The 23265-nt window shown below is 57.9% G+C and carries 17 protein-coding genes; 5 read left to right on the top strand and 12 right to left on the bottom strand.

Annotated elements, in window-relative coordinates:
- The first annotated feature begins 284 nt into the window (after positions 1–284).
- Together E0F99_RS06610 and E0F99_RS06605 are read left to right on the top strand one after the other, a co-directional pair.
- Positions 285–530 (top strand): hypothetical protein, encoded by a 246-nt coding sequence (locus E0F99_RS06610; protein WP_083360178.1) that lies wholly within the window; start codon positions 285–287, stop codon positions 528–530.
- A gap of 96 nt (positions 531–626) precedes the next feature.
- The gene (locus tag E0F99_RS06605) at positions 627–887 is read left to right on the top strand and encodes a hypothetical protein (RefSeq protein ID WP_083360177.1); all 261 of its coding nucleotides are present in this window, start codon (positions 627–629) and stop codon (positions 885–887) included.
- A gap of 138 nt (positions 888–1025) precedes the next feature.
- On the opposite strand, the gene E0F99_RS06600 is transcribed toward E0F99_RS06605, so the two are convergent.
- The 12 genes from E0F99_RS06600 to E0F99_RS06545 all read right to left on the bottom strand — a co-directional run bounded on the left by E0F99_RS06600 (position 1026) and on the right by E0F99_RS06545 (position 19380).
- Entirely contained in the window at positions 1026–2162 is a 1137-nt protein-coding gene (locus E0F99_RS06600; protein WP_083360176.1) for a hypothetical protein, read from the bottom strand.
- A 251-nt stretch (positions 2163–2413) separates the two neighbouring features.
- Positions 2414–3385: a peptide ABC transporter ATP-binding protein gene (locus tag E0F99_RS06595; protein ID WP_017138288.1), complete on the bottom strand. Its 972-nt coding sequence runs from the start codon at positions 3383–3385 to the stop codon at positions 2414–2416.
- The gene (locus E0F99_RS06590) at positions 3385–4353 is read right to left on the bottom strand and encodes an ABC transporter ATP-binding protein (RefSeq protein WP_130908732.1); all 969 of its coding nucleotides are present in this window, start codon (positions 4351–4353) and stop codon (positions 3385–3387) included. Before E0F99_RS06590 ends, E0F99_RS06595 begins: the two co-directional genes overlap by 1 nt.
- A gap of 10 nt (positions 4354–4363) precedes the next feature.
- Entirely contained in the window at positions 4364–5275 is a 912-nt protein-coding gene (locus tag E0F99_RS06585) for an ABC transporter permease subunit (RefSeq protein WP_083360174.1), read from the bottom strand.
- A gap of 10 nt (positions 5276–5285) precedes the next feature.
- Positions 5286–6296: an ABC transporter permease subunit gene (locus E0F99_RS06580; protein ID WP_056859204.1), complete on the bottom strand. Its 1011-nt coding sequence runs from the start codon at positions 6294–6296 to the stop codon at positions 5286–5288.
- Between the two features lie 76 nt (positions 6297–6372).
- Entirely contained in the window at positions 6373–7971 is a 1599-nt protein-coding gene (locus E0F99_RS06575; protein ID WP_083360173.1) for an ABC transporter substrate-binding protein, read from the bottom strand.
- An 80-nt stretch (positions 7972–8051) separates the two neighbouring features.
- Positions 8052–9449: an OprD family outer membrane porin gene (locus tag E0F99_RS06570; RefSeq protein ID WP_083360172.1), complete on the bottom strand. Its 1398-nt coding sequence runs from the start codon at positions 9447–9449 to the stop codon at positions 8052–8054.
- A gap of 170 nt (positions 9450–9619) precedes the next feature.
- Positions 9620–11164 (bottom strand): ABC transporter substrate-binding protein, encoded by a 1545-nt coding sequence (locus E0F99_RS06565; protein WP_408003454.1) that lies wholly within the window; start codon positions 11162–11164, stop codon positions 9620–9622.
- A 363-nt stretch (positions 11165–11527) separates the two neighbouring features.
- Positions 11528–13156: an ABC transporter substrate-binding protein gene (locus E0F99_RS06560; protein ID WP_083360170.1), complete on the bottom strand. Its 1629-nt coding sequence runs from the start codon at positions 13154–13156 to the stop codon at positions 11528–11530.
- A 257-nt stretch (positions 13157–13413) separates the two neighbouring features.
- The gene (locus tag E0F99_RS06555; protein WP_083360169.1) at positions 13414–15015 is read right to left on the bottom strand and encodes an ABC transporter substrate-binding protein; all 1602 of its coding nucleotides are present in this window, start codon (positions 15013–15015) and stop codon (positions 13414–13416) included.
- 103 nt (positions 15016–15118) lie between these two features.
- Entirely contained in the window at positions 15119–18475 is a 3357-nt protein-coding gene (locus E0F99_RS06550) for a dermonecrotic toxin domain-containing protein (protein ID WP_083360168.1), read from the bottom strand.
- A 191-nt stretch (positions 18476–18666) separates the two neighbouring features.
- On the bottom strand, positions 18667–19380 hold the full coding sequence (locus E0F99_RS06545; protein WP_083360167.1) for an SIMPL domain-containing protein: 714 nt from the start codon (positions 19378–19380) through the stop codon (positions 18667–18669).
- 220 nt (positions 19381–19600) lie between these two features.
- On the opposite strand from E0F99_RS06545, the gene E0F99_RS06540 reads away from it, so the two are divergent.
- The 3 genes from E0F99_RS06540 to E0F99_RS06530 all read left to right on the top strand — a co-directional run bounded on the left by E0F99_RS06540 (position 19601) and on the right by E0F99_RS06530 (position 23241).
- On the top strand, positions 19601–20863 hold the full coding sequence (locus E0F99_RS06540; RefSeq protein ID WP_083360166.1) for an ATP-binding protein: 1263 nt from the start codon (positions 19601–19603) through the stop codon (positions 20861–20863).
- Positions 20856–21416, top strand: a complete 561-nt coding sequence (locus E0F99_RS06535) for a response regulator transcription factor (protein WP_003171731.1) — start codon at positions 20856–20858, stop codon at positions 21414–21416. Before E0F99_RS06540 ends, E0F99_RS06535 begins: the two co-directional genes overlap by 8 nt.
- Before the next feature lie 100 nt (positions 21417–21516).
- Positions 21517–23241, top strand: a complete 1725-nt coding sequence (locus E0F99_RS06530) for an ABC transporter ATP-binding protein/permease (protein WP_083360165.1) — start codon at positions 21517–21519, stop codon at positions 23239–23241.
- Positions 23242–23265 lie beyond the last annotated feature (24 nt).

The raw sequence follows: 23265 nt of genomic DNA, 5'->3' as shown, positions 1-23265 counted from the left end.
AGTGAAAACTCTATTCGCCTGCTTTAAGTTGGGCAATATACAGTGCGGTGATGTTGCAAATTTCAGACGTGTCGAGCGAGGTCTGTAAGTTATTTCAAGGGGCGTGTTTCTTCTCGAACTCAGCATGAACATTGTCCTCGACGGCGTCGGAACAAGGCCGTGCTTCGCCCGTTTTCATGAGCGGCCAATTCTGATCTGCGCTTGGCGATGGATTGGCGAGAACCGTGCATCCGGTCTAGCGTTTCGAATACGTCACCCACTTATCGATGGAATAGGAGACCCGTGTGCGTATAACTCAACGCGCTATCCACGTGATGCTGTTAGCGGCCATAGGGTTGGCACACATGCCGGCGCTGGCGGATGCAGGCACGCCCCAGTGGAAAGACACCGGCCCAGTCACCAAGAAAAAGCAGAACGAGGTCAACTCCGGCAGTTGGCAACCACAGGCTCAGCCCGCGCCCAAGGAAGATGCAGAAAACCCCTACAACGAAGGTGAAGACAGCGAAACCTACGACGACGGCGACACCTGAGGCCTGGCGCAAACCCCGCATTGGGACTAGCTTCTAGCCAGGCGACGGTAAACCGGCGTCGTGCGGATTCATCTACTGACTGGACGGAAATCGACCATGAGTATTTTTCAACGTGTAGTGCTGTTGATAAAAGTGCTGGTGCTGTTGTCGTTGGGGATGTCGACGGCCTGGGCGCATAACCCGGTGCAGGGCAGCCAGGTAGGGTTTGTGGCAGCGAAGACGGTACAGACAGGTGGGCTGCAACTGGCCAAGAGCGAGTCGCAGGCCGGTGATGAAGATCAGGGCGGCGCGAAGGATGACGATGACCCGCAAGCTCCGCCAGACGATGATGACACTGAAAGTGACAGCGATACCTGAGTCGCCGTGAAAGAAAGCCCAGCCTGCCGGGCTGATGCGCATCCCAGTGTGAGTAGCGGTAGGGCTTGAGCAATGCCCTGGATTGAAGCACCAGGGCATTTTTTTGTCTGCACGCGGCGGACAGCAACCCGATGCCTATCAGCTGATGTCTGTGAAGTGATCGCTGCTCAGGATATGTTCGATTGAAAGCCCCAGTCCTGGGCTGTAGTCGTTGCTGGTGGCAGCCGTAAATTTTATATCCTTGCTGCCTTTGGTAACGCTGCGCTCACCTGTAGTTTGAGTACTGGTGGTGTACACCGTGCTGCGCATTTTCACATACCCACCCACGTCATCTTTCATCTTTGCGAGCTGTTCATTTATCTGCGCTGGCGTGAGGTTGAGTTTCTTTTCCAAGCGAACGCCCCAGCGCGTCAGGCACGTTTCTGCAAAGTGGCGAACAAGCTGGCCCGGCTCTGCATACACCTTTGCGCCTTGGTTGCCATTGGCGGCAGCATTGCCCACTAAGGTCGCGTGGCGGCCTGGCATGGGATAGATATGAACCTTAGTGGTTTTATCGCATTCGGGAACCACACAGGCAAAGCCCAGCGATCGCTCATCTCTGGCGTAAAAAGCGACATACTCTTTTACGTTGCTACCGAGTTTTACCCGGTTGTCCTGGAAGTTCAGGAGCCCCGGGACTGGGTCGACAGCAAAGATATTGACTGGCACGTTTTTCAAGGCGCTGTCATTGAGCATCGCATTGGCCAGCATATGGCAGCTGATCCCGCCGCGGCTCCAGCCGACCAGGTTAACGTGGGTGGGAATGATGCCGTCTTTTCGGAAGGTCTTGATGATCTGCTCTTGCAGCTGCTGCTGCGTTACTTTGCGCGTACCGTAATCATACGTGCGCCAATACCAACTGCCCGTGGTTTTGACTTCTTCAATCGGGATGCCGGCTTTTTGCAGTTGAGTGTAATTTTCCTCGGTCAGTTTTTCGCGCTGCCAGGTGAACGTGCCCTTCATGATGTTAATCGCGTGAGCCACATTTTCTTCCCAGCCGGAACCCAGGGCCGCGCCTTTTAACTGAAGGTAATTGCCAGACTCCGCGAACATCTCATCGGCCTGCAAGTTTCCGCTGCCTGGGCCGTCGATAACGATCCATTCGGCGAACTCTTTACTGACACTTTGCGTGTTTTGCGCCAGCGTGGAAATCAACTCGCCGTTCCAGTAATTTGCGTTCCAATCATCGAACTTTGTTGAGCCGGTGCCGCAGAAAAAAACAGTGAAAGTTGTCATGAGCGATGACCCGTCCGTTGGGTAAAAGAGGTGAGCTCATGACAAAGTAAAAGGCCTGAGGGGGCTACTGTGAGAACTGACAGTTTGTTAGATTGCTTTCGAATACCTAACGGGTGTTAGCAATAGAAAACTGTTGGTGAGCGCCCAAAAAGAAAGCCCCTCCCGCCAGGCTGATGCGCAACCTGATGGGAAGGGCTGTAGAACTCAAGCAGTGCCCCGGATTGAACTGCCGGGGCACTTTTGTTGCAGGCTCAGGCCACAAACTGCTCCGCGTAGTGGCAAGCCACTTGGCGGTTATCCAGCGCACGCAACTGCGGCTCCTCGCTGCTGCAACGCGCTGTCGCATACGGGCAGCGCTTGTGGAAGGCGCAACCCGGCGGCGGGTTCAGCGGGTTAGGCAATTCGCCGACGATCTTGATCTTCGGCTTGTTCGGGTCCGGGTGGATGGTCGGGGTGGCCGACAGCAGCGCCTGGGTGTAGGGGTGCAGAGGGCGTGCGTAGATGTCTTCCTTGGGACCGACTTCCACCGGGCGGCCGAGGTACATCACCATCACGTCATCGGCGACGTGTTGCACCACCGCCAGGTTGTGGGAGATGAACACGTAGGCGGTGTTGAATTCCTGCTGCAGGTCCATGAACAGGTTAAGCACCTGGGCCTGGATCGATACGTCGAGTGCCGATGTAGGCTCATCCGCCACCAGCACTTTAGGTTGCAGCATCATGGCGCGGGCCAGTGCGATGCGCTGGCGCTGGCCACCGGAGAACATGTGCGGGTAGCGCTGATAATGCTCAGGGCGCAGGCCCACTTGCTTCATCATTGCCTGCACTTTCTCGCGGCGTTCGGCCGCCGACAGGTTGGTGTTGATCAACAGCGGTTCGCCCAGTTGGTCGCCAACTTTCTGGCGTGGGTTCAACGAGGCGTACGGGCTCTGGAACACCATCTGCACGTCTTTGCGCAGTTGCTTGCGCTGGGCCTTATCGGCGCCGGCAACTTCCTGGCCGGCGATTTTCAGCGAGCCTGACGACGGCTCTTCAATCAGTGTCAGTGCACGCGCCAGAGTGGATTTACCGCATCCCGACTCGCCTACTACGGCGAGGGTTTTGCCAGCTTCCAGTTCGAACGACACACCATTAAGTGCGCGTACCAGGGCATGGCCCTTGAACAGGCCACGGGACACTTCGTAGTGACGGGTCAGGTCGCGGGCGGTAAGAACGACGGCCATTACGCCACCTCCTGGTTCAAGGGGTAGAAGCAGCGCGCAAGGCTGTTGCTTTTCGGGTCAAGGCCAGGCCGCTGGGCTCGGCAGGATTCCTGCACATACGGGCAACGCGGCGACAGCAGGCAACCCTGCGGGCGGTCATAACGGCCGGGCACGATACCCGGCAGCGTGGCCAGGCGCGAGGCGCCCAGGCTGTGCTCAGGGATCGCCTTGGGCAGCGCTTCGCTGTACGGGTGCGCCGGAATGTCGAACAACTGCGGCACCTGGCCGACTTCCACGGCTTGACCGGCGTACATCACGCACACGCGCTGGGCGGTTTCGGCTACCACGGCCAAGTCGTGGGTGATCAGCACCAGGCCCATGTTCTGCTCTTTCTGCAGGGTCAGCAGCAGTTCCATGATCTGCGCCTGGATGGTCACGTCCAAGGCCGTGGTCGGTTCGTCGGCGATCAGCAGTTTCGGCTCGCCGGCAATTGCCATGGCGATTGCCACACGCTGGCTCATACCGCCGGACAGCTGGTGCGGGTAGGCGTCCATACGGCTGGCGGCGCCTGGGATTTCAACCTTTTCGAGCAGTTCGATCGCGCGTTTGCGTGCTTGCTTGCCGGACATTTTCAGGTGCAGGCGCAGCACTTCTTCAATCTGGAAACCCACGGTGTAGCTGGGGTTCAGCGCGGTCATCGGGTCCTGGAACACCATCGCCAAGTCTTTGCCGACGATTTGGCGGCGTTGGCGGTTGCTCAGCTTGAGCATGTCCTTGCCGTCAAAGTTCAGGGCGTCGGCGGTGACGATGCCGGGGTGCTCGATCAGGCCCATCAGCGCCATCATGGTCACGGATTTACCCGAGCCCGACTCGCCAACGATCGCCAGTACTTCGCCTTTGTCGACGCAAATGTCGAGGCCATCGACCACCGGCACGGCGGTCTTGTCGCCGAAGCGCACGTTGAGATTCTTGATTTCTAACAGTGACATGGGAATCTCCTCAGGCGGCGTTCTTGAGTTTCGGGTCCAGCGCATCGCGCAGGCCGTCACCCATCAAGTTGATTGCCAGCACGCTGAGCAAAATGGTCAAACCAGGCAAGCTCACCACCCACCAGGCGCGTTCGATGTAGTCACGGGCCGAAGCCAGCATGGTGCCCCACTCAGGGGTTGGCGGTTGTACGCCAAGGCCGAGGAAGCCCAGGGCCGCGGCATCGAGAATCGCCGACGAGAAGCTCAAGGTGGCCTGCACAATCAGCGGCGCCATGCAGTTAGGCAGCACGGTGATGAACATCAGGCGTGGCAGGCCGGCGCCGGCGAGGCGGGCGGCCGTCACGTAGTCGCGGTTCAGCTCGCCCATCACTGCAGCACGGGTCAGACGCACATAGGATGGCAACGACACGATGGCGATGGCGATGACGGTGTTGATCAGGCCAGGGCCGAGGATCGCGACAATGGCAACAGCCAGCAGCAGCGACGGCAGGGCCAGCATGATGTCCATCAAGCGCATGATGGTTGGGCCAAGCATGCGCGGGAAGAACCCGGCGAACAGACCCAGCAGGATGCCCGGAATCAGCGACATCACTACCGACGACAAACCGATCAGCAGTGACAGGCGCGAGCCTTGGATCAGGCGCGAGAGCAGGTCACGGCCCAGTTCATCGGTGCCGAGCAGGAACTGCATCTGCCCGCCTTCCAGCCAGACCGGTGGGGTGAGCAGGAAGTCGCGGTATTGCTCGCTCGGGTTATGCGGCGCAACCCACGGGGCGAAGATCGCGCAGAACACGATCAGCAACATGAACAGCAGGCCAGCAACTGCGCCTTTGTTCTTGGAAAAGGCTTGCCAGAATTCTTTGTACGGGGACGGATACAGCAGGCTTTGATCGACTGCTGACACTTGAGTAGGTGTGGTCATGGTCATGATCTCAGCGCTGGTGACGGATGCGTGGGTTAGCGAAGCCGTAGAGGATATCCACCACGAAGTTCACCAGGATCACCAGGCAGGCGATCAACAGGATGCCGTTTTGCACCACCGGGTAGTCCCGCGCGCCAATGGCTTCGATCAGCCATTTGCCGATGCCAGGCCACGAGAAGATGGTTTCGGTCAAAACCGCACCGGCCAGCAGGGTGCCGACTTGCAGGCCGACTACGGTCAGTACCGGGATCAGCGCGTTACGCAGGCCGTGCACGAATACCACGCGTGCCGGCGACAGGCCTTTGGCCTTGGCGGTGCGGATGTAGTCTTCGCGCAGTACTTCGAGCATCGACGAACGGGTCATGCGCGCAATCACCGCCAGCGGGATGGTGCCGAGCACGATGGCCGGCAGGATCAGGTGGTGCAGGGCATCCCAGAAAGCGTCCGGCTCGTCAGCCAGCAAGGTGTCGATCAGCATGAAGCCGGTGCGCGGCTCGATGTCGTAGAGCAGGTCGATGCGCCCGGAAACCGGGGTCCAGCCCAGGCTCACCGAGAAGAACATGATCAGGATCAGGCCCCACCAAAAGATCGGCATCGAATATCCCGCGAGGGAGATGCCCATCACCCCATGGTCGAACAGGGATCCTCGTTTCAAGGCCGCGATCACCCCGGCCAACAGGCCTAGGATACCGGCGAACAACAGGGCGGCCATGGACAGTTCCAGGGTCGCCGGGAAGAGGGCGGTGAATTCGGTCCACACGCTGGTGCGGGTGCGCAGGGATTCGCCGAGGTCGCCGTGGGCGAGCTTGCCTACGTAGTCAAAATATTGCGCGTACAGCGGCTTGTTAAGGCCGAGGCGTTCCATTGCCTGTGCGTGCATCTCGGGGTCGACTCGTCGTTCGCCCATCATGACTTCGACGGGGTCGCCGGGGATCATGCGAATCAACGCAAACGTCAGCAACGTGATGCCGAAAAACGTGGGGATCAATAACCCCAATCGGCGGGCAATAAAACTAAACATCTTGTTGTGTACCTCAATCAGCCGGTTAGGCAGGTTCGGCACCGTCAATGTCGACGGTGCCGAGCGTCTTCTCTTATTACTTCACCTGGGTGGTGGCGAAGTTATTGGTGGTCAGAGGGCTTTGGGTAAAGCCTTCGACGTTTTTGCGCATGGCGGTGAACATTTTCGGGTAAGCCATGGGAATCCAGGGTTGGTCCTTGCCGAAAACGTCCATGGCTTGTTCGTAGAGTGCAGCCCGTTTCGAGGGTTCCTCGATAGCGCGTGCCTTATCAATCAAGTCTTGAAACTCTTTGTTACACCAGCGGGCGTAGTTTTCGCCGTTTTTGGCTGCATCGCAACTCAGGTTTGGCGTGAGGAAGTTATCCGGGTCACCGTTATCCCCAGCCCAGCCGGCGGAAACCATGTCGTGCTCGCCGTTTTTTGCGCGCTTGAGCATTTCGCCCCATTCCATGACTCTGATGTTGACCTTCAGGCCAATCTGAGCCAGATCCGCCTGCATGCGCTGGGCGCCGAGCATCGGGTTAGGGTTGGTCGGGCCGCCGCCGTTACGGGTGAAGAGGGTGAACTCGGTGCCTTCCGGTACGCCGGCTTCCTTGAGCAGGGCGCGGGCTTTATCCAGGTCACGTGGCGGGTTCTTCAGCTTGTCGCTGAAACCCAGCAGCGTCGGTGGATACGGGCCAGTGGCGTCGATGGCGTTGCCTTTGCCATACAGGGATTCGTTGTAGCCTTTTTTGTCGAACGCAATGTTGATCGCATGGCGCACGCGCGCGTCGCTCATGTACTTGTGCGTCGTGTTCAGCGCGGTGTAGGCAGTGGTCATCGCCGCCAGTTCGGCCACTTTCAGGTTCGGGTCGGCTTTCATGCTCGGCACGTCATCCGGTTTCGGATACAGCGCGATCTGGCATTCGTTGGCCTTGAGCTTTTGCAGGCGCACGTTGTTGTCGGTGGTGATCGCCAAAATCAGCGGGTCAGCTGGCGGCTTGCCACGGAAGTAATCCGGGTTGGCCTTGAAACGCACTTGGGCGTCTTTGGCGTAGCGGGTGAAGATGAACGGGCCGGTGCCGATTGGCTTGGCGTTCAGGTCATCGGTCTTGCCGGACTTGAGCAACTGGTCGGCGTATTCGGCGGAATGGATCGAGGAAAACGCCATGGCCAGGTCGGCCAGGAACGGTGCTTCAGGACGGGTCAGTGTGAAGACAACGGTGTGGTCGTCGGTCTTCGTTACGCTCTTGAGCAGCTCCTTGAAGCCCATGCTTTCAAAGTATGGGTAGCCCACGACGGACTTGTTGTGCCACGGGTGGTTCGGGTCCAGCTGGCGCTGGAAGCTCCAAAGCACGTCGTCGGCGTTCATGTTGCGCGTGGGTTTGAAGTAGTCGGTGGTGTGGAACTTTACATCGTCACGCAGGTGGAAGGTGTAGGTCAGGCCATCAGCGCTGATCTCGGGCAGGGCCTTGGCCAGTGCCGGTACAACTTCGGTGGTGCCGGGCTTGAAGTCCACCAGGCGGTTGAACATGGTTTCAGCGGCGGCGTCGGCGGTTACTGCGGTGGTGTACAGAACCGGGTCAAAACCTTCCGGGCTGGCTTCGGTGCAGACCACCAGCGGTTTGGCTGAAACGCCGATCGCAACGCTCAACAGCGCAGCGGCAATGGCAGCTTGTAGCGGGAGCATTTTCATTCAGGGCCCTCTGCAATCGATTGAACCAGACAAGCGTAGACAGCGGGCTCGTGATGAGCCCGCTGTCTACCTGGCGCTAATTAAAGAATGTTGAACGGGATGGTGGTGACCAAGCGGAACTCACGGATGTTGCCGTCAGCCTGTTGGGCGCTGGCACGGTGAGTGACGTAGGTGCCACGGATGGTGGTGGCCTTGAGTGCGCCGCTCTGGATCGCGTAAGAGGTGCCGATGCCGTATTCCTGGTGAGTCTCACCGTTCATCAGGCGCAGGTCGCTGCGAGCTACACCCGCTTCGCCGTAGGCGGTGCCGGTGTAGTGAGTACCGTCGATACCCCAGCCGCGAGCCGAGTAAACGTTGAACTTCAGGCCTGGCACGCCGTATTCAGCCATGTTCAGGCCGTAGGCAACTTGGAAGGACTTCTCGTTCGGTCCGTTAAAGTCGGACGTCAGGGAGTTGGCCAGGTAGATGCCGTTGGTTTCGTGCAGGTAGTCGAAGTACTCGTTACCGTTCACGGCCTGGTAGGAGAAGGTCAGGCTGTGGGCTTGGTGAGTCAGGCCCAGAGACAACGAGTAAGTGTCGTTGTCGATTTTGCCCATCTTCTTGCTGCCGGTGTCGGTGGTTTTGTAGTAGTTCAAGCCGGTGGTCAGTGCCAGAGTCTGGGCATCACCCAGTTCGTGGGTAGCGCCGAAGTAGTACTGGTTCCAGAAGTCTTCGACGTTAGCGGCAAAAACGCTGGTTTTCAGGCTTTTGAACGGCTGGTAGTTGAAGCCCAGGGTTTTGACCTTGTCGGTTTCCTGGCCATTGCCGTACTCGGAGCGGAATTTCGACAGGCTCTGTTCGGTACGTGGCGAAACGCGGTCAAAAATACCGCCCTGGAACGACAGGTTGCTGAGTTCCTGGCTGTCGAACGACACACCTTCAAAGCTCGAAGGCAGTGCACGGTTACCGATGGTGTCGACGATGCCGCTGCTGAAGTTCTGGCGACCGGCGGTCAAGGTGGTGTTCGAGACACGGAACTTGACGTTGGCCAGGCCCAGTTTGCTCCACTGGCCTACGGCATCGCCGTCGGAGTCAGCCAGGGTACGGTTGGAACCGCCCTTGATGTCACGCTTGCTGCGGTCCAGGGCCACAACGTTGTAAGCCGCCACTTCGGTCGCCACGCCCACGGTGCCTTGGGTGAAGCCCGAGGAGTAGTTAAGGATGGTGCCTTGCAGCCAGTTCGTCCGGTTGGCGTCGGTTTCTGTCACGCCGTGCTTCTTATAAGAGAAGCGCTGGCCACGGAATTTACGCTCGCTGGAGAACCAGTTACGGGTAGTACCGCCCAGGCTTTGACCGTCGATAAAGCCTTTGGCCTCGCTTTGGGCGCTAGTGCCAGCCAGTGTGGTAGGAACGAATTCCTGGCTGGCGGGTTCAGCGAAGGCGGTTGCCGTGATGCTGCTGATGGCCAGGGCCAGAAGCGCTTTGCTGCTCAGTTTCATGGGTGAAGCTCCTTTGGTTCTCTTTTTAATGCCGGTCTTTTTTAGGTGAACCGGCTATTGGGTGTGTAACTCGTTCAAGCCTTGCAAACGTTTGCCGTAGGAAATTTCCCAACAAAAGGCTGCACGTTTGCCTGGGAGCCAACGTCGCTCCCTGCAATCCGGTTATTTTCTTATGGGGTGATACTGACGCCCGAGAACACGTTGCGGCCGAAGGGGCTGACTTTGAACCCTTCGACTTTGGCGCTTAACGGCTGGTTGACCGTCGAGTGGGCGACTGGCGTGATTGGCACCTGCTGTTTGAGCAGTTGCTGCGCCTGTTTGTACAGAACAGTCCTTTGTTCGCGGTCGGTGACGACCTTGGCTTGCTTGACCAGCGTGTCGTACGCCGGGTCACACCACATGGAGTAGTTGTTCCCGCCGATGGCGTCGCAGCTGTAAAGAGTGCCCAGCCAGTTGTCCGGGTCACCGTTGTCGCCGGTCCAACCGATCAGGCTGATATCGTGCTCACCGTTTTTGGTGCGCTTGATGTATTCGCCCCACTCATAGCTGACGATCTTGACCTTGAGGCCGATCTTGGCCCAGTCGCTTTGCAGCATCTCGGCCATCAACTTGGCGTTGGGGTTGTACGGCCGTTGCACCGGCATCGCCCACAGGGTGATCTCGGTGCCTTCCTTCACGCCGGCAGCCTTGAGCAGTTCCTTGGCTTTTTCCGGGTTGTAGGCGGCGTCTTTGATGGTGTCGTCGTAGGACCACTGGGTCGGCGGCATGGCGTTGACCGCCAGTTGGCCGGCGCCCTGGTACACGGCATTCAGGATGCTTTGTTTGTTCACCGCCATGTCCAGCGCCTGGCGCACTTCGAGCTGGTCGAAAGGTTTGTGGCGCACGTTGTAGGCGATGTAGCCGAGGTTGAAGCCTGGCTTGGTCAGCAGTTGCAGTTTCGGGTCGGCCTTGAGGGCGTCGACGTCGGCCGGGCGTGGGTGCAGGGTGATCTGGCACTCACCGGCCTTGAGCTTTTGCACCCGCACCGAGGCGTCGGTGTTGATGGCGAAGATCAACTGATCGAGCTTGACCCGACTCGGGTCCCAGTACTGTTTGTTACCCACATAACGAATCTGCGAGTCTTTCTGGTAGCGCTGGAAGACAAACGGGCCAGTGCCGATCGGCTTCTGGTTGATGTCGCTGGGTTTGCCTTCTTTAAGCAACTGCTCGGCATATTCGGCCGACAGAATCGAGGCAAAGCTCATGGCGATGTTTTGTACGAACGCAGCGTCGACTGTGTTCAGGGTCATCACCACGGTGTGCGGGTCGGTTTTTTCGACCTTGGCAATGTTCTTGTTCAGGCTCATCCCGTTGAAGTATGGGAACTCGGTAGGGTAGGCCTTGCGAAAGGGGTGCTCGGGGTCAAGCATGCGGTTGAAGGTGAACAGCACGTCGTCGGCGTTGAAGTCGCGCGTCGGCTTGAACTCCTTGTTGCTGTGGAACTTCACGCCTTCGCGCAGGTGGAAGGTGTAAGTCAGGCCGTCTTCGGAAATATCCCACTTGGTTGCCAGCCCAGGCACCACGTTGGTCGCGCCCTTTTCGAACTCGACCAAGCGGTTATACAGCGGCTCGGCCGCATCGTTATCGGTGGCGGTGGTGTATTGCGCGGTGTCAAACCCGGCCGGGCTGCCTTCAGAGCAGAACACCAGGCTCTTCTTGTCGGCGGCTTGGCCCATCGTGGCCACAGCCAGCAGGCTGGTGCCAAAAATTGCGGATAGAACGGTGGTATGGCGCATGACGATCCCGATCCTTGTTTGTTGTTGTTATCAGCGAGCAATCACCCAGGCTTCTGCCTGGGAGACATCACTGATCCCACACACAGCAAGTGCCTTTCCGTGATTGGTGCTTCTGCTGTCCTACGACGTTATGGGTCGCGGACTTCGCAGTAAATGCGCCAATACGGATTGACCTTGTAGGTAACGGAGCTATACGTCGCGGCTCATTGCTGTAAGACGCAATGACGGCTGTCGTGGCCTGTTTCCTACGGTCTAGGCGGATGCAATAACGGCGACGTTGTGAAACGTCGCCGTTATTAATCCTTACTTGCCGCTTACGCTCACGCCATAGAAGGAGTTCAAGCCGAATGGGCTGATTTTGAAGTCCTGTACGGTGTTGCGCATGGGTTGATACACCGTCGAGTGCGCGATAGGTGTCATCGGGACTGCATCTTTGAGGATATGTTGCGCCTGCTTATACAGCTCGGTGCGTTTGGCGACATCCGACGTAGCCTTGGCTTCTTTCACGATACCGTCGAATTTCTTGTCACACCATTTGGAGAAGTTGTTACCGGCCAGCGAGTCGCAGCCGAACAGCACGTTCAGCCAGTTGTCCGGGTCACCATTGTCGCCGCTCCAGCCAATGATCATGGCCTGGTTCTCGCCACCTTTGGAGCGTTTGATGTACTCGCCCCACTCGTAGCTGACGATGTTGACCTTCAGGCCGATCTGTTTCCAGTCGTTCTGCAGCATCTCAGCCATCAGCTTGGCGTTCGGGTTGTACGGACGCTGAACCGGCATCGCCCACAGGGTGATTTCGGTGCCTTCCTTAACGCCTGCTTCCTTGAGCAAAGCCTTGGCTTTGGTCACGTCGTGCGGGGCATCCTTGATGGTGGTGTCGTAGGACCACTGGGTCGGCGGCATGGCGTTGACGGCCAGTTGGCCGGCACCTTGGTACACGGAGTCGATGATCTGCTGCTTGTTCACCGACATGTCCAGGGCTTCACGCACGCGGATGTCCGACAGTGGGTTAGGCGCGGTTTGGCCTTTGAGCACCGGCATCACGTTGTAGGCGATGTAGCCCAGGTTGAAACCGGCTTGGTGCGGCAGTTTCAAGTCCTTGTCTTCACCCAGCGCCTTGAGGTCGGCTGGACGTGGGAACAGGGTCACCTGGCATTCGTTTTTCTTCAGCTTCTGGATACGCACCGACGGGTCGGTGGTGATGGCGAAGATCAGGTTGTCGATCTTCACATCTTCAGGCTTCCAGTAATCCTTGTTGCCGGTGTAACGGATGTTGGAATCTTTCTGGTAGCTCTTGAACACGAACGGGCCAGTGCCGATTGGCTTCTGGTTGATGTCTTGTGCCTTGCCTTCTTTCAACAGTTGGGCGGCGTATTCAGCCGACTGGATCGAAGCGAAGCTCATCGCCAGGTTCTGGATGAAAGCAGCGTCCACGGTGCCAAGGGTGAACTTGACGGTGTGGTCATCGACTTTCTCGATGTTCTTGATGTTGGTGTCCATCCCCATGTCCGTGAAGTACGGGAACTCGGTGGGGTAGGCTTTGCGGAACGGATCGTCCTTGTTGATCATGCGGTTGAACGTGAACAGCACGTCATCGGCATTGAAGGTACGGGTCGGTTTGAAGTACGAGGTGGTGTGGAACTTGACACCGTCACGCAGGTGGAAGGTGTACGTCAGGCCATCCGGGGACACGTCCCAACTGGTGGCTAGCCCAGGAATCACAGCGGTGCCGCCGCGTTCGAACTGGGTCAGACGGTTGAACATGGTTTCGGCCGAAGCATCGAAGTCTGTTCCGGTGGTGTACTGGCCTGGGTCAAAACCGGCCGGGCTCCCTTCGGAGCAGAACACCAGGTTAGTCGCCGCTTGGGCGAAAGGGGCTGCGGCCATAAGGCCAGCGCTCACTAAAAGCGGAATGACTGCGTGTTTAAGCATGTTGGCCTCATGATTTGTTGTCATTTTTGGTGGTGAGGGCGACCTCGTGAGTCGGCCTGCGGATACTTATGCAGGGGCCATACCCATTGCAAGATGCTAAGCCGTCACGAGCGCCAAACTGTGGTACGAACGTACAGGAATGTCGCATTTATGAAAGTTTGTACATAAATGCATATATATAGAGGGTTTTTCGGTGCATTTAGTGCACCAAAAAAGTCCAACCGAGCCGTCTGGCGCACTCGGTTGGGGCGTCGCTGTTACTTATCTAGACTCACACCAGAAAACCGCGTGAGGCCAAACGGGCTGATCTTGAAGTCCTTAACTTCTTTTCGAATCGGCTGGAAAACCGTCGAGTTTGCGATAGGCGTTATAGGTACTTGTTCTTTAAGGATTTTCTGTGCCTGTTGATACCACTTGATGCGCTGTTCTCGGTCGCTGCTGACCTTGGCTTGCTGCACCAGCGTGTCGTAAGCCGGGTTACACCATTTGGCGTAGTTGCTGCCTTTGACCGCGGCACAACTGTAGAGCACGCCAAGCCAGTTATCCGGGTCGCCGTTGTCGCCAGTCCAGCCGTAAATCATCGCATCGTGCTCGCCATTCTTGGCGCGCTTGATGTACTCGCCCCACTCATAGCTGACGATGTTGGCTTTGATGCCGACTTTCTCCCAATCCTGCTGGATCATCTGCGCCGACATTCGCGCGTTGGGGTTGGAGGCGCGTTGTATGGTCATCGCCCACAGATTGATGGTGGTACCTGGTGCAACCCCTGATTCTTTTAGTAGCGCCCGCGCCTTGGCCGGGTCGTACGGCGCGTCCTTGATGGTGGGGTCATAAGACCACTGCGCCGGTGGCAGCGCGTTCTGCGCCAATTGCCCGGCGCTTTGATAAACCGCTTTGATAATCGCCGGCTTGTCGATGGCCATGTCCAAGGCTTGGCGCACCTTAAGTTGATCCAGTGGCGGGTGGGTCACGTTATAGGCGAGGAAGCCCAGGTTGAAGCCGGCTTGTTGCAATACCCGAAGGTTCGGATCCTGTTTCATCACGTCGATGTCGGCGGGGCGCGGGTAACCGCTGACCTGGCATTCGCCGGCCTTGAGCTTCTGCAGGCGCGAGGCGGCGTCCGGGGTGATGGCGAACACCAGGTTGTCGAGCTTCACATCCTCGGGCTTCCAATACTGTTTGTTGGCGACATAACGGATCTGTGAGTCTTTCTGGTAGCGCTTGAACACAAACGGCCCGGTGCCCACGGGCTTCTGGTTGATGTCTTCGGCCTTGCCCTCTTTCAACAGTTGGGCCGTGTATTCGGCCGATTGCACCGAAGCAAAACTCATGGCCAGGTTCTGTACGAACGAGGCGTCAACGTTATTCAGATTGAACCGCACAGTGTGGTCGTCGAGTTTTTCGACGGTTTTGATCGTGGTGTTCAACCCCATGTCGGTGAAGTAGGGCGACTCGGACGGGTAGGCCTTGCGAAATGGGCTGTCGGCATCCAGCAGGCGGTTGAAGGTGAAGAGCACGTCATCCGCGTTGAAGTCGCGGGTAGGCGTGAAGTAGTCGGTGGTGTGGAACTTGACCCCATCGCGCAGATGGAAGGTGTAGGTCAGGCCGTCTTTGGATACATCCCAGTTGGTTGCCAGGCCGGGTTCGACTTCGGTGCCACCACGCTTGAACTGGGTCAAGCGGTTGAACACGGTTTCGGCAGATGCATCGAAGTCGGTGCCGCTGGTGTACTGGCTCGGGTCGAAGCCGGCGGGGCTGGCTTCCGAGCAGTAGACCAGAGTGCTGGCAGCGTGGGCCATTGGCATAAAGGCCAGAAGGCCTGCGGCAATGAGCAACGGTTTTAAGGTAATTCTTTCCATGAAGGCCCCTGAAATAGCCGCCCTATAAAGCGGCCCAAAAGAAAACGGCGGTCACCGAGGTTACCGCCGTTCTGAGTGTTCAGGTAGAGACAAACGTGTGGATTTATTCGCCAGAGGCTTCTGGCACCGAGGCAGTCAACAGTGTGGGTGTCACCTCTTCGATGATGTAAGGGTTATCCGACACTTCGTTACCCAAGCGGATGTTGAAGTGTCGGGTGCTGGTCATTTCCATATCCGGAATAAGCTTCATCTCGTCACCCCTTAAATCATTCACGTGCCACTTGGCGACGACGTTGACTTGGGCTTCGTTTTTGACAGGGTCATAGTCAATAAAATAGGAGGCGTTACTGACTTTTGGGCTGTAGCCTTCTTTCAAGGCGTTCAGCAATTCAGTATTGGCCGGCCCCGACGATCCTTGATGGGCGATCTCGGAAATACGCGCGCGCAGGCTTGCATCGGGAATCGCTTTCTCGAACTGTTTAAGCCTGTTCTGTTGGATGCTTTCGGTCGAGTCCCCGCCGGCGTCGAGCTTAAAATGAAGCTCTCCGTTTTCCGTATAGCGAGTCACCGTATAGTCGGCGCGATTGATATCAAGAATGAAATTACGCGAATAGAGACTGGTGCTGTCTGGTATTGGCCTCGCTTTTTCTGATTCCAGCACTTCAAACTTCTCTTTTGGGGCCGTCCAGGAAATATTCAACGTTCTTTTCAAGGCGCCGTTTTCTTCATAGCCAATTGTGGACACCGTGTAGGGTGTTGCCTCATCAACGTTCAACAAGTCGTCGAATACCGCAGCCTGCTTTATCGCTCGCTCATCCACTTCGGCGAACAGGTCTGAGAACTCCGGTCTAAGGCGTTCACTGGGCGTTAACGATGCTGAGCGCTGCCATGGCCAAAGTCGAACGCCGCCATCGCCCGGCGCGCGTGCCCATTCGCTACCACGACCGGGTGTGACTACCACCAGTCCCGCACCCTCGTGGTTAATGATTTTGGCAAAGGTATCGCCTGATCGGTAGCGACCGGATATCTCAAAGACCTGGCTTGTCCCGGTTTCATCGGTAAGGCGCACGAATTGGCGGAATGCCCCCGTGGCGTCGGTCATTCGATACACCCCGAGTGCGTCACGGGTAGCATTTTTTATCAACTCCTCACCGTTGGGGATGGCATGTTGCGCCAAGGGGATGAGTGACTGGGATTTAGGCAGCGGCAGCGGTACAAGTCCGTCGATTACCGAAGGTCTACCGGAGGAAGGCCCAGGTTTTGGTTCCTCTATTTCAGGCGACTTGGGCGGCGCAGGCAGCTCCAGGGTTGGTAATTCTGTTTCGGGAGGGCGTGCAAAAGGGTCTTCAGGGATCGTACTTGCCCCGACCGAGAACAGCGTATTCAGCAATCCGTCGAATGCCTTGGAAGCACCGTCGTTGCGTTCCGCTTCAGTGTCACCGGACGATGTTTTTTCTGCGCCTAAGGTCAGCTCGGTCAACCCGGTGAGTATTGCAGCGCCGGCGACCGGCGCGGCGATGGGCGCAAGCTTGGCCAGTAACCCGGCGGCTACGGTGATGTCGTTCAGCCAGGTATCCCGAGTCACTTCGCTGTTGGACTTGATAACAACGTCGGCATCACTGTGCATCCGCGCTTGACTGGCCGATGTCATTTCGTGAAACACATCCGCTTTAATGTTTGAGTGTTTGTCATTGATCACGGGGTCTTTCAATTTACCGGTGGCCATTTTGTCGAAGAGGGTGTTCAGGCCGTCCTTCTTTTCCCCAACGTGTGTGAACCACAGCACAGGGATAATTACTTTTTCCAGGCGCGAAAGAAAATTGGCGGTTTGGTCCTGGTGATACATCAACGGAAAATGAGCCATCAACGCGGCGCGTTTTTTTGCATCTTTGGTTTGGTTGACAACCCATTGATCAAGTTTCTCAAGAGAGTCAAACCTGAGAAAAACGGGCACAGCTCCAGGGTAGCAAATCACTTGCCGGCCATTGTCGCCGACACTGAATCGCATCATGTCGTTGGAGGTATAGCCGTGGATGTTAAGGGCGTTCACTTGAACGTTGCTTTTCACCTGCCCCCTGGTCTTGAGTTGTTCGACGGTGAGCGGCGCATTTTCGTCGAGCGGGAGGTTGGACGCTGCGCCCATCACCAGTTCGTAGTCTTCGCGGGTGAAGCGCTGCTCGGGTGGCTGCAGCGCGCGCTCGGCCGGTGTTCGGGCTTCAGCCATTTTTAATTGCTTGCGGGCCTGGTAGACGAACTCGCCTTTGATTGCGGTCTCGTAGTTACCCGCATGAGCGTTCCAGAAATTGTCGATCTTTTGAGTCATCTGGGCTTGAAAGTCAGTCTTCCAGCTGGCGTGCATGAGCTTGGACGGCTCGAGAGGGAATTCGTTATGGGCGCCGTACCCGCCCTTTGTGCTTTCACCTGTGCCTACGGTATACAAACCGGCTTGTGCATCCAGGGTGCCCGGGATCCCGTCGTGTTCGCAGAAGTTTTTCAGCAGGGCATCCGGCAGGCGTAACGAAGAATACGGCTCTTCGCCGGGGTGTTCCCAGCCAGTAATGGGTGTTGGGTCACCGGTTGGCGGGGTGTTGTAGCTGTGAAAGCGGTTCAAATAAATGGTGTCAGCGTCGACGACTTTGCCGGTCAATTTGAACATCAGTGCTTCGGCCCACTTCTTGGCTTCTGCCCGTGTGTTTGGCAGGTTATTGGCAACCTCAACGGCCAGGCGTTTGTAAGCCAGTGTCTGGGGGGCGGCACTGTAATACGTAGCAGCATTCTGTTTATGCACGTGCAGAGCATCGGCCGAACGGCTGCCGGCTGGCCGTAAGCGGTCATTGGGGGGGACGGGGTCGAAGGCAACTTTATGTTCCATCTGCCTGATTTGCGCTCGACCCTCAGCGAGGGTGGCGGGGAGTGGCACACCTGCGAAGTTTGCCACTACCTTTGCGGTGACTTGTACGTAGCCATCACGCAATCCCACTCGCAACACGCCACTGTTTCCAGGTGCGATGACTTTGGCAGCCGCCAACAGTGGCCCTGAGACCTGTCCCCATCCGGTGGTGTCCGTGAGACTGAAAGTTTTTTCTTCGCCTCTGACCATGGCGGTCAAGGTCCCTTTAGAGGGGTTGATCGAGAGCAGGCTGTCGGGAGTGATTTTCTGTTCACGCATCCAGCCTTGAACAACAGGATGTTCCAGTTGGTCTCGATACAGTGAAAGCCACTGGCCTAATGTGCTCTGAGGAGGAACTTTTACCAGCTTGGGGGTTAGGCCCAGTACGATGCTCTGTACCGCTTCCAGGTAAGACTTAAGCAACGCTGTTTCTTGAGGCCGGGCCATGTCGCCGGCGGGTAGTTGAGGCGCTTGTGTCTTTGATATTTGGGGGGGAGAGACAGAATCAGCAGGTGTGTGGATCTCTTGTGGCGGCTGCACAGAGGGTCTCGGTTTGAGCGTTAAAGTCATGATTTCGGTTCTCAAGAAGTGATTGATGCCTGCGTGTCCCTCCTTGGTGTCGGTGGCAACATTGAGTTGTGAGAACCGAGTATTTGATTCCGTCGTGATGTGTCACTGAGTAATACGTGCGTATGCGCCGTAGTCTCCAAAAAAAACGGCGCAAACCTACAGGTTGCGCCGTTTTTTCGTTTCAGACGGGTTTATTGCAGTACTTCAATGACGCCATCAGCGCTCATATTTACCTGGCTGGTGCCGGCTTCTACCTCAGGCGTCGGCGCCGAATCCATCATGGCTGCTTTCATCATCATCCCGCCGTTGCGGGCATACGGTTGTGGGTAACCGTTGGTGTTGAAGTTCAGGTTGACGATCTTGTAGCCCTTGCCGCCCAGTGCATCGGTGGCCAGTTGTGCGCGGGCCTTAAAGGCGGCAACCGCGTCTTTGAGCAACGCATCTTCGCTGGCCTTGCGCGTGGTGTCGGCGATGGCGAAGTCCATGCTGTCCATTTTCAGGGTGTTCAGCAGCTCGCCGGTCAGTTTGGACAGGGCAGGGAAGTCGGCACTTTCCAGGCGCAATTCGGCGCGCTCACGCCAGCCGGTGATCTTTTGGTTCTTGTTGTCGTAGATCGGGTAGTTGTTACGGCTGCCCTGACGCAGGGTCACGCCTTTGACTTCGCGAGCCTCGCCTAGAGCCTTGTTCAGGGTGGTGGTGATTTCGGCGGCGAGCTTGGCCGGGTCGGTATTTTGCGACTCGGTGTAAAGAGTGACGATCATTTTGTCGCGGGCCACTTCCTGGCTGACTTCGGCACGCAGGGAAATCTGGTTGTAATGCAGTTCATCGGCGGCCATGGCCGGCAGGCTGGCCAGGGCGCTGGCGCTGAGGGTGAAAATGGCTGCACTGCGAGTGAAACGAGACATGGAAGCTCCTTGAGGGTATTCGTGTAGGGATAGCCGTGTTCGGTATGACTGTAGACGGTGCTGTCGGGTTCTTCGGGTTTACACATTCGCTACAAGTTGTCGCGGCGCCGACGAACGGTCATTCGCCCGGCCTGCGTCAAAGAGCCACACGCGCCGTGCCAGTGCGTCCGCTTCGTTTATACTGCTGCCGATCCGCCTGCAGCGCTCACCGGGAGAGCTCATGCTCGCCGCCGTAAAACTGACTTCCGCCACACGCCAGAACCTATGGCGCCTGACGTTCATCCGCACCTTGGTACTGGCCGCACAGGCTGGTTCCGTCGGGCTCGCGTATTGGTTTGACCTGCTGCCATTGCCCTGGCTGCAGCTGGCCGTGACCCTCTGCTTCTCCATCGTACTGTGTGTATTCACGGCTATTCGGCTGCGCACCACATGGCCGGTAACTGAACTGGAATACGCCCTGCAGCTGGCCTGCGACCTGTTTATCCACAGTGTGTTGCTGTATTTCTCCGGTGGTTCCACCAACCCATTCGTTTCGTATTACCTGGTGCCACTGACCATCGCGGCCGTCACGTTGCCATGGCGCTACTCGGTGGTGCTGTCGGGTATCGCGCTGACGCTGTACACCTTGTTGCTGGCCCAGTTTTACCCGTTGCAGACGTTCCCCATCGCTCGGGAAAATCTGCAGATCTACGGGATGTGGCTGAGTTTCGCCCTGTCTGCCGCAGTGATTACCTTCTTTGCTGCGCGCATGGCCGAAGAGTTGCGTCGCCAGGAAGAATTGCGCGCTATTCGCCGCGAGGAAGGCCTGCGTGACCAGCAATTGCTGGCAGTCGCCACCCAGGCTGCTGGCGCCGCCCATGAGTTGGGGACGCCGCTGGCGACCATGAGCGTGCTGCTCAATGAAATGGTCCAGGACCATCACGACCCGGCGCTGCAAGATGACTTAAGTGTGTTGCAGGAACAGGTCAAGCAATGCAAACAGACCTTGCAGCAACTGGTGCGCGCCGCCGAAGCCAATCGCCGCCTGGCCGTGGAGATGCAGGACGTGACCCAGTGGCTCGATGAAGCGCTGAACCGCTGGCACTTGATGCGCCCCGAAGCCAGTTACCGCTTCAACCTGCTGGGCCAGGGCAGTGTGCCGCGCATGGCGCCGCCGCCGGACCTGACCCAAGCCTTGCTTAACTTGTTGAACAACGCCGCCGACGCCTGCCCCGAAGGTCTGGGTGTGCAGTTGGACTGGGACGCGGAAGACGTGACCATCAGCATTCGTGACCACGGTGCGGGCGTGCCGTTGGCCATTGCCGAGCAAATCGGCAAACCCTTCTTTACCACCAAGGGCAAAGGCTTCGGCCTCGGCCTGTTTTTGAGCAAGGCCAGCGTGACCCGCGCGGGCGGCTCAGTGAAGCTCTATAGTCATGAGGAAGGTGGCACGCTCACCGAGCTGCGCCTGCCCCGTGTCGCACGAGGAGATATCGATGAGTGACGAGATCCAAGTCGAAGGCGAAGAACTGCCGCACCTGTTGCTGGTAGATGACGACGCCACCTTTACCCGCGTGATGGCGCGCGCCATGAGCCGTCGTGGCTTTCGCGTGAGCACCGCAGGGTCGGCCGAAGAAGGCCTGACCATCGCCCAGGCCGACTTGCCGGACTACGCTGCGCTCGACCTGAAAATGGACGGCGACTCCGGCCTGGTGCTGCTGCCCAAATTGCTGGAACTTGACCCGGAAATGCGCGTGGTGATCCTCACCGGTTACTCCAGCATCGCCACCGCCGTCGAGGCGATCAAGCGTGGCGCCTGCAACTACTTGTGCAAGCCGGCGGACGCCGACGATGTGCTGGCCGCCTTGCTCTCCGAGCATGCCGACCTCGACACCCTGGTGCCGGAAAATCCGATGTCGGTGGACCGCCTGCAGTGGGAACACATCCAGCGTGTGCTGACCGAGCACGAAGGCAACATCTCCGCCACCGCCCGCGCCTTGGGCATGCACCGGCGTACCTTGCAGCGCAAGCTGCAGAAGCGTCCGGTACGGCGCTGAACAAAGTCTGAACAACCTGCTTCAGGCCGCACGGAGCCCTGAACCGATCGACTATGATCGGTTCAAATGCCTGTCATCTCTTCCCTATCGAGCCTGAACGATGAATCAGAACGCTGAGTATTCTGCGGTCAATGACGCGGTGCGTGGGCAATTCTTGCGCCGAACCTGGGCGATGATCACGCCCTATTGGCGCAGCGAAGAGAAGGGCAGGGCTTGGTTGCTACTGGCGGCACTGATTGGCCTGTCGCTGTTCAGCGTGGCGATCTCGGTGTGGATCAACCACTGGTACAAGGATTTCTACAACGCCCTGGAGAAGAAGGACACCGCCGCCTTCTGGCAGTTGATCGGCTATTTTGGCGCGATTGCCGCCGTGGCGATTCTCGGCGCGGTATACCGCCTGTACCTGACACAGATGCTGACCATTCGCTGGCGTGCCTGGCTCACCGAAAAGCACTTCGCGCGGTGGCTCGCCGACAAGAACTACTACCAGCTGGAGCAGGGCGGCTACACCGATAACCCGGACCAGCGGATATCCGAAGACCTCAATAACTTCACCTCGAACACCTTGGGCCTGGGCCTGGGGCTGCTGCGCAATATTGTCAGCCTGGTGTCCTTCTCGATCATTCTGTGGGGCGTTTCCGGCAGCATCGAGGTATTTGGCTTTACCATTCCGGGTTACATGTTCTGGTGTGCGCTGGTCTACGCCGGTATCGGCAGTTGGATAACCCACTTGATCGGCCGCCGCTTGATCGGCCTGAGCAACCAACAACAACGCTTCGAAGCGGACCTGCGTTTCTCCATGGTGCGCGTGCGCGAGAATGCCGAGAGCATCGCTCTGTATAACGGCGTGCCGAATGAAAACCAGCGTTTGAGTGCGCGTTTCGGCAAAGTATGGCGCAACTTCTGGGACATCATGAAAGTGTCCAAGCGCCTGACCTTCTTTACCGCCGGTTATGAACAGATCGCAATCATCTTTCCCTTTATTGTCGCTGCGCCGCGCTATTTCGCCGGCAAGATCGAACTGGGCGAACTGATGCAAATCAACTCGGCGTTCGGCAATGTGCAGGGCAACTTCAGCTGGTTTATCAGCGCTTACGCCGACCTTGCCAGTTGGCGCGCGACCAGTGATCGTCTGCTCAGTTTCCACCAGGCCATGAGTGAAAACGAACAGCGCGCCCCGGCCATCGATGTGCGCCCGGAAGGCGAGCGTCTGGTGGTGAACGACTTGGGCATGGACCTGGCCGACGGTCGCCACTTGCTCACCGATGCCGACATGACCGTGGAACCGGGCCAGCGTGTGATGCTCAGCGGGCGTTCCGGCAGCGGTAAAAGTACCTTGCTGCGCGCCATGGGGCACTTGTGGCCGGCGGGCCACGGCAGCATCCGCCTGCCGGCGGCGCGTTACCTGTTCCTGCCGCAGAAACCGTATTTGCCGATTGGCACCCTGAAGGCCGCGCTGAGTTATCCACAGGCCGACAGCGTCTACCCGCCGGAACGTTATGCACAGGTGCTCGAAACTTGCCGATTGCCGCACTTGGTCGGTCGTCTGGACGAAGCCAACCACTGGCAACGCATGCTCTCGCCAGGCGAGCAGCAGCGCCTGGCGTTTGCCCGCGCGCTGTTGTTCGCACCGCAATGGCTGTACATGGACGAAGCCACCTCGGCGATGGATGAAGAGGATGAGGCAACGTTGTACCAAGCCTTGATTGATGAGTTGCCAGGGCTGAGCATCGTCAGTGTCGGCCATCGCAGCAGCCTCAAGCGCTTCCATGGGCGGCATGTGCGGATCGAGGGTGGGCGACTTCAGGAGCAACTCGTCTCCTGAGGCCGAACTCAATCAATGTGGGCT

Source organism: Pseudomonas antarctica (assembly GCF_900624995.1).
Classification (GTDB): domain Bacteria; phylum Pseudomonadota; class Gammaproteobacteria; order Pseudomonadales; family Pseudomonadaceae; genus Aquipseudomonas; species Aquipseudomonas antarctica.
The sequence above is the reverse complement of the archived record's forward strand: the minus strand, read 5'-3'. Positions and strand labels throughout refer to the sequence as shown.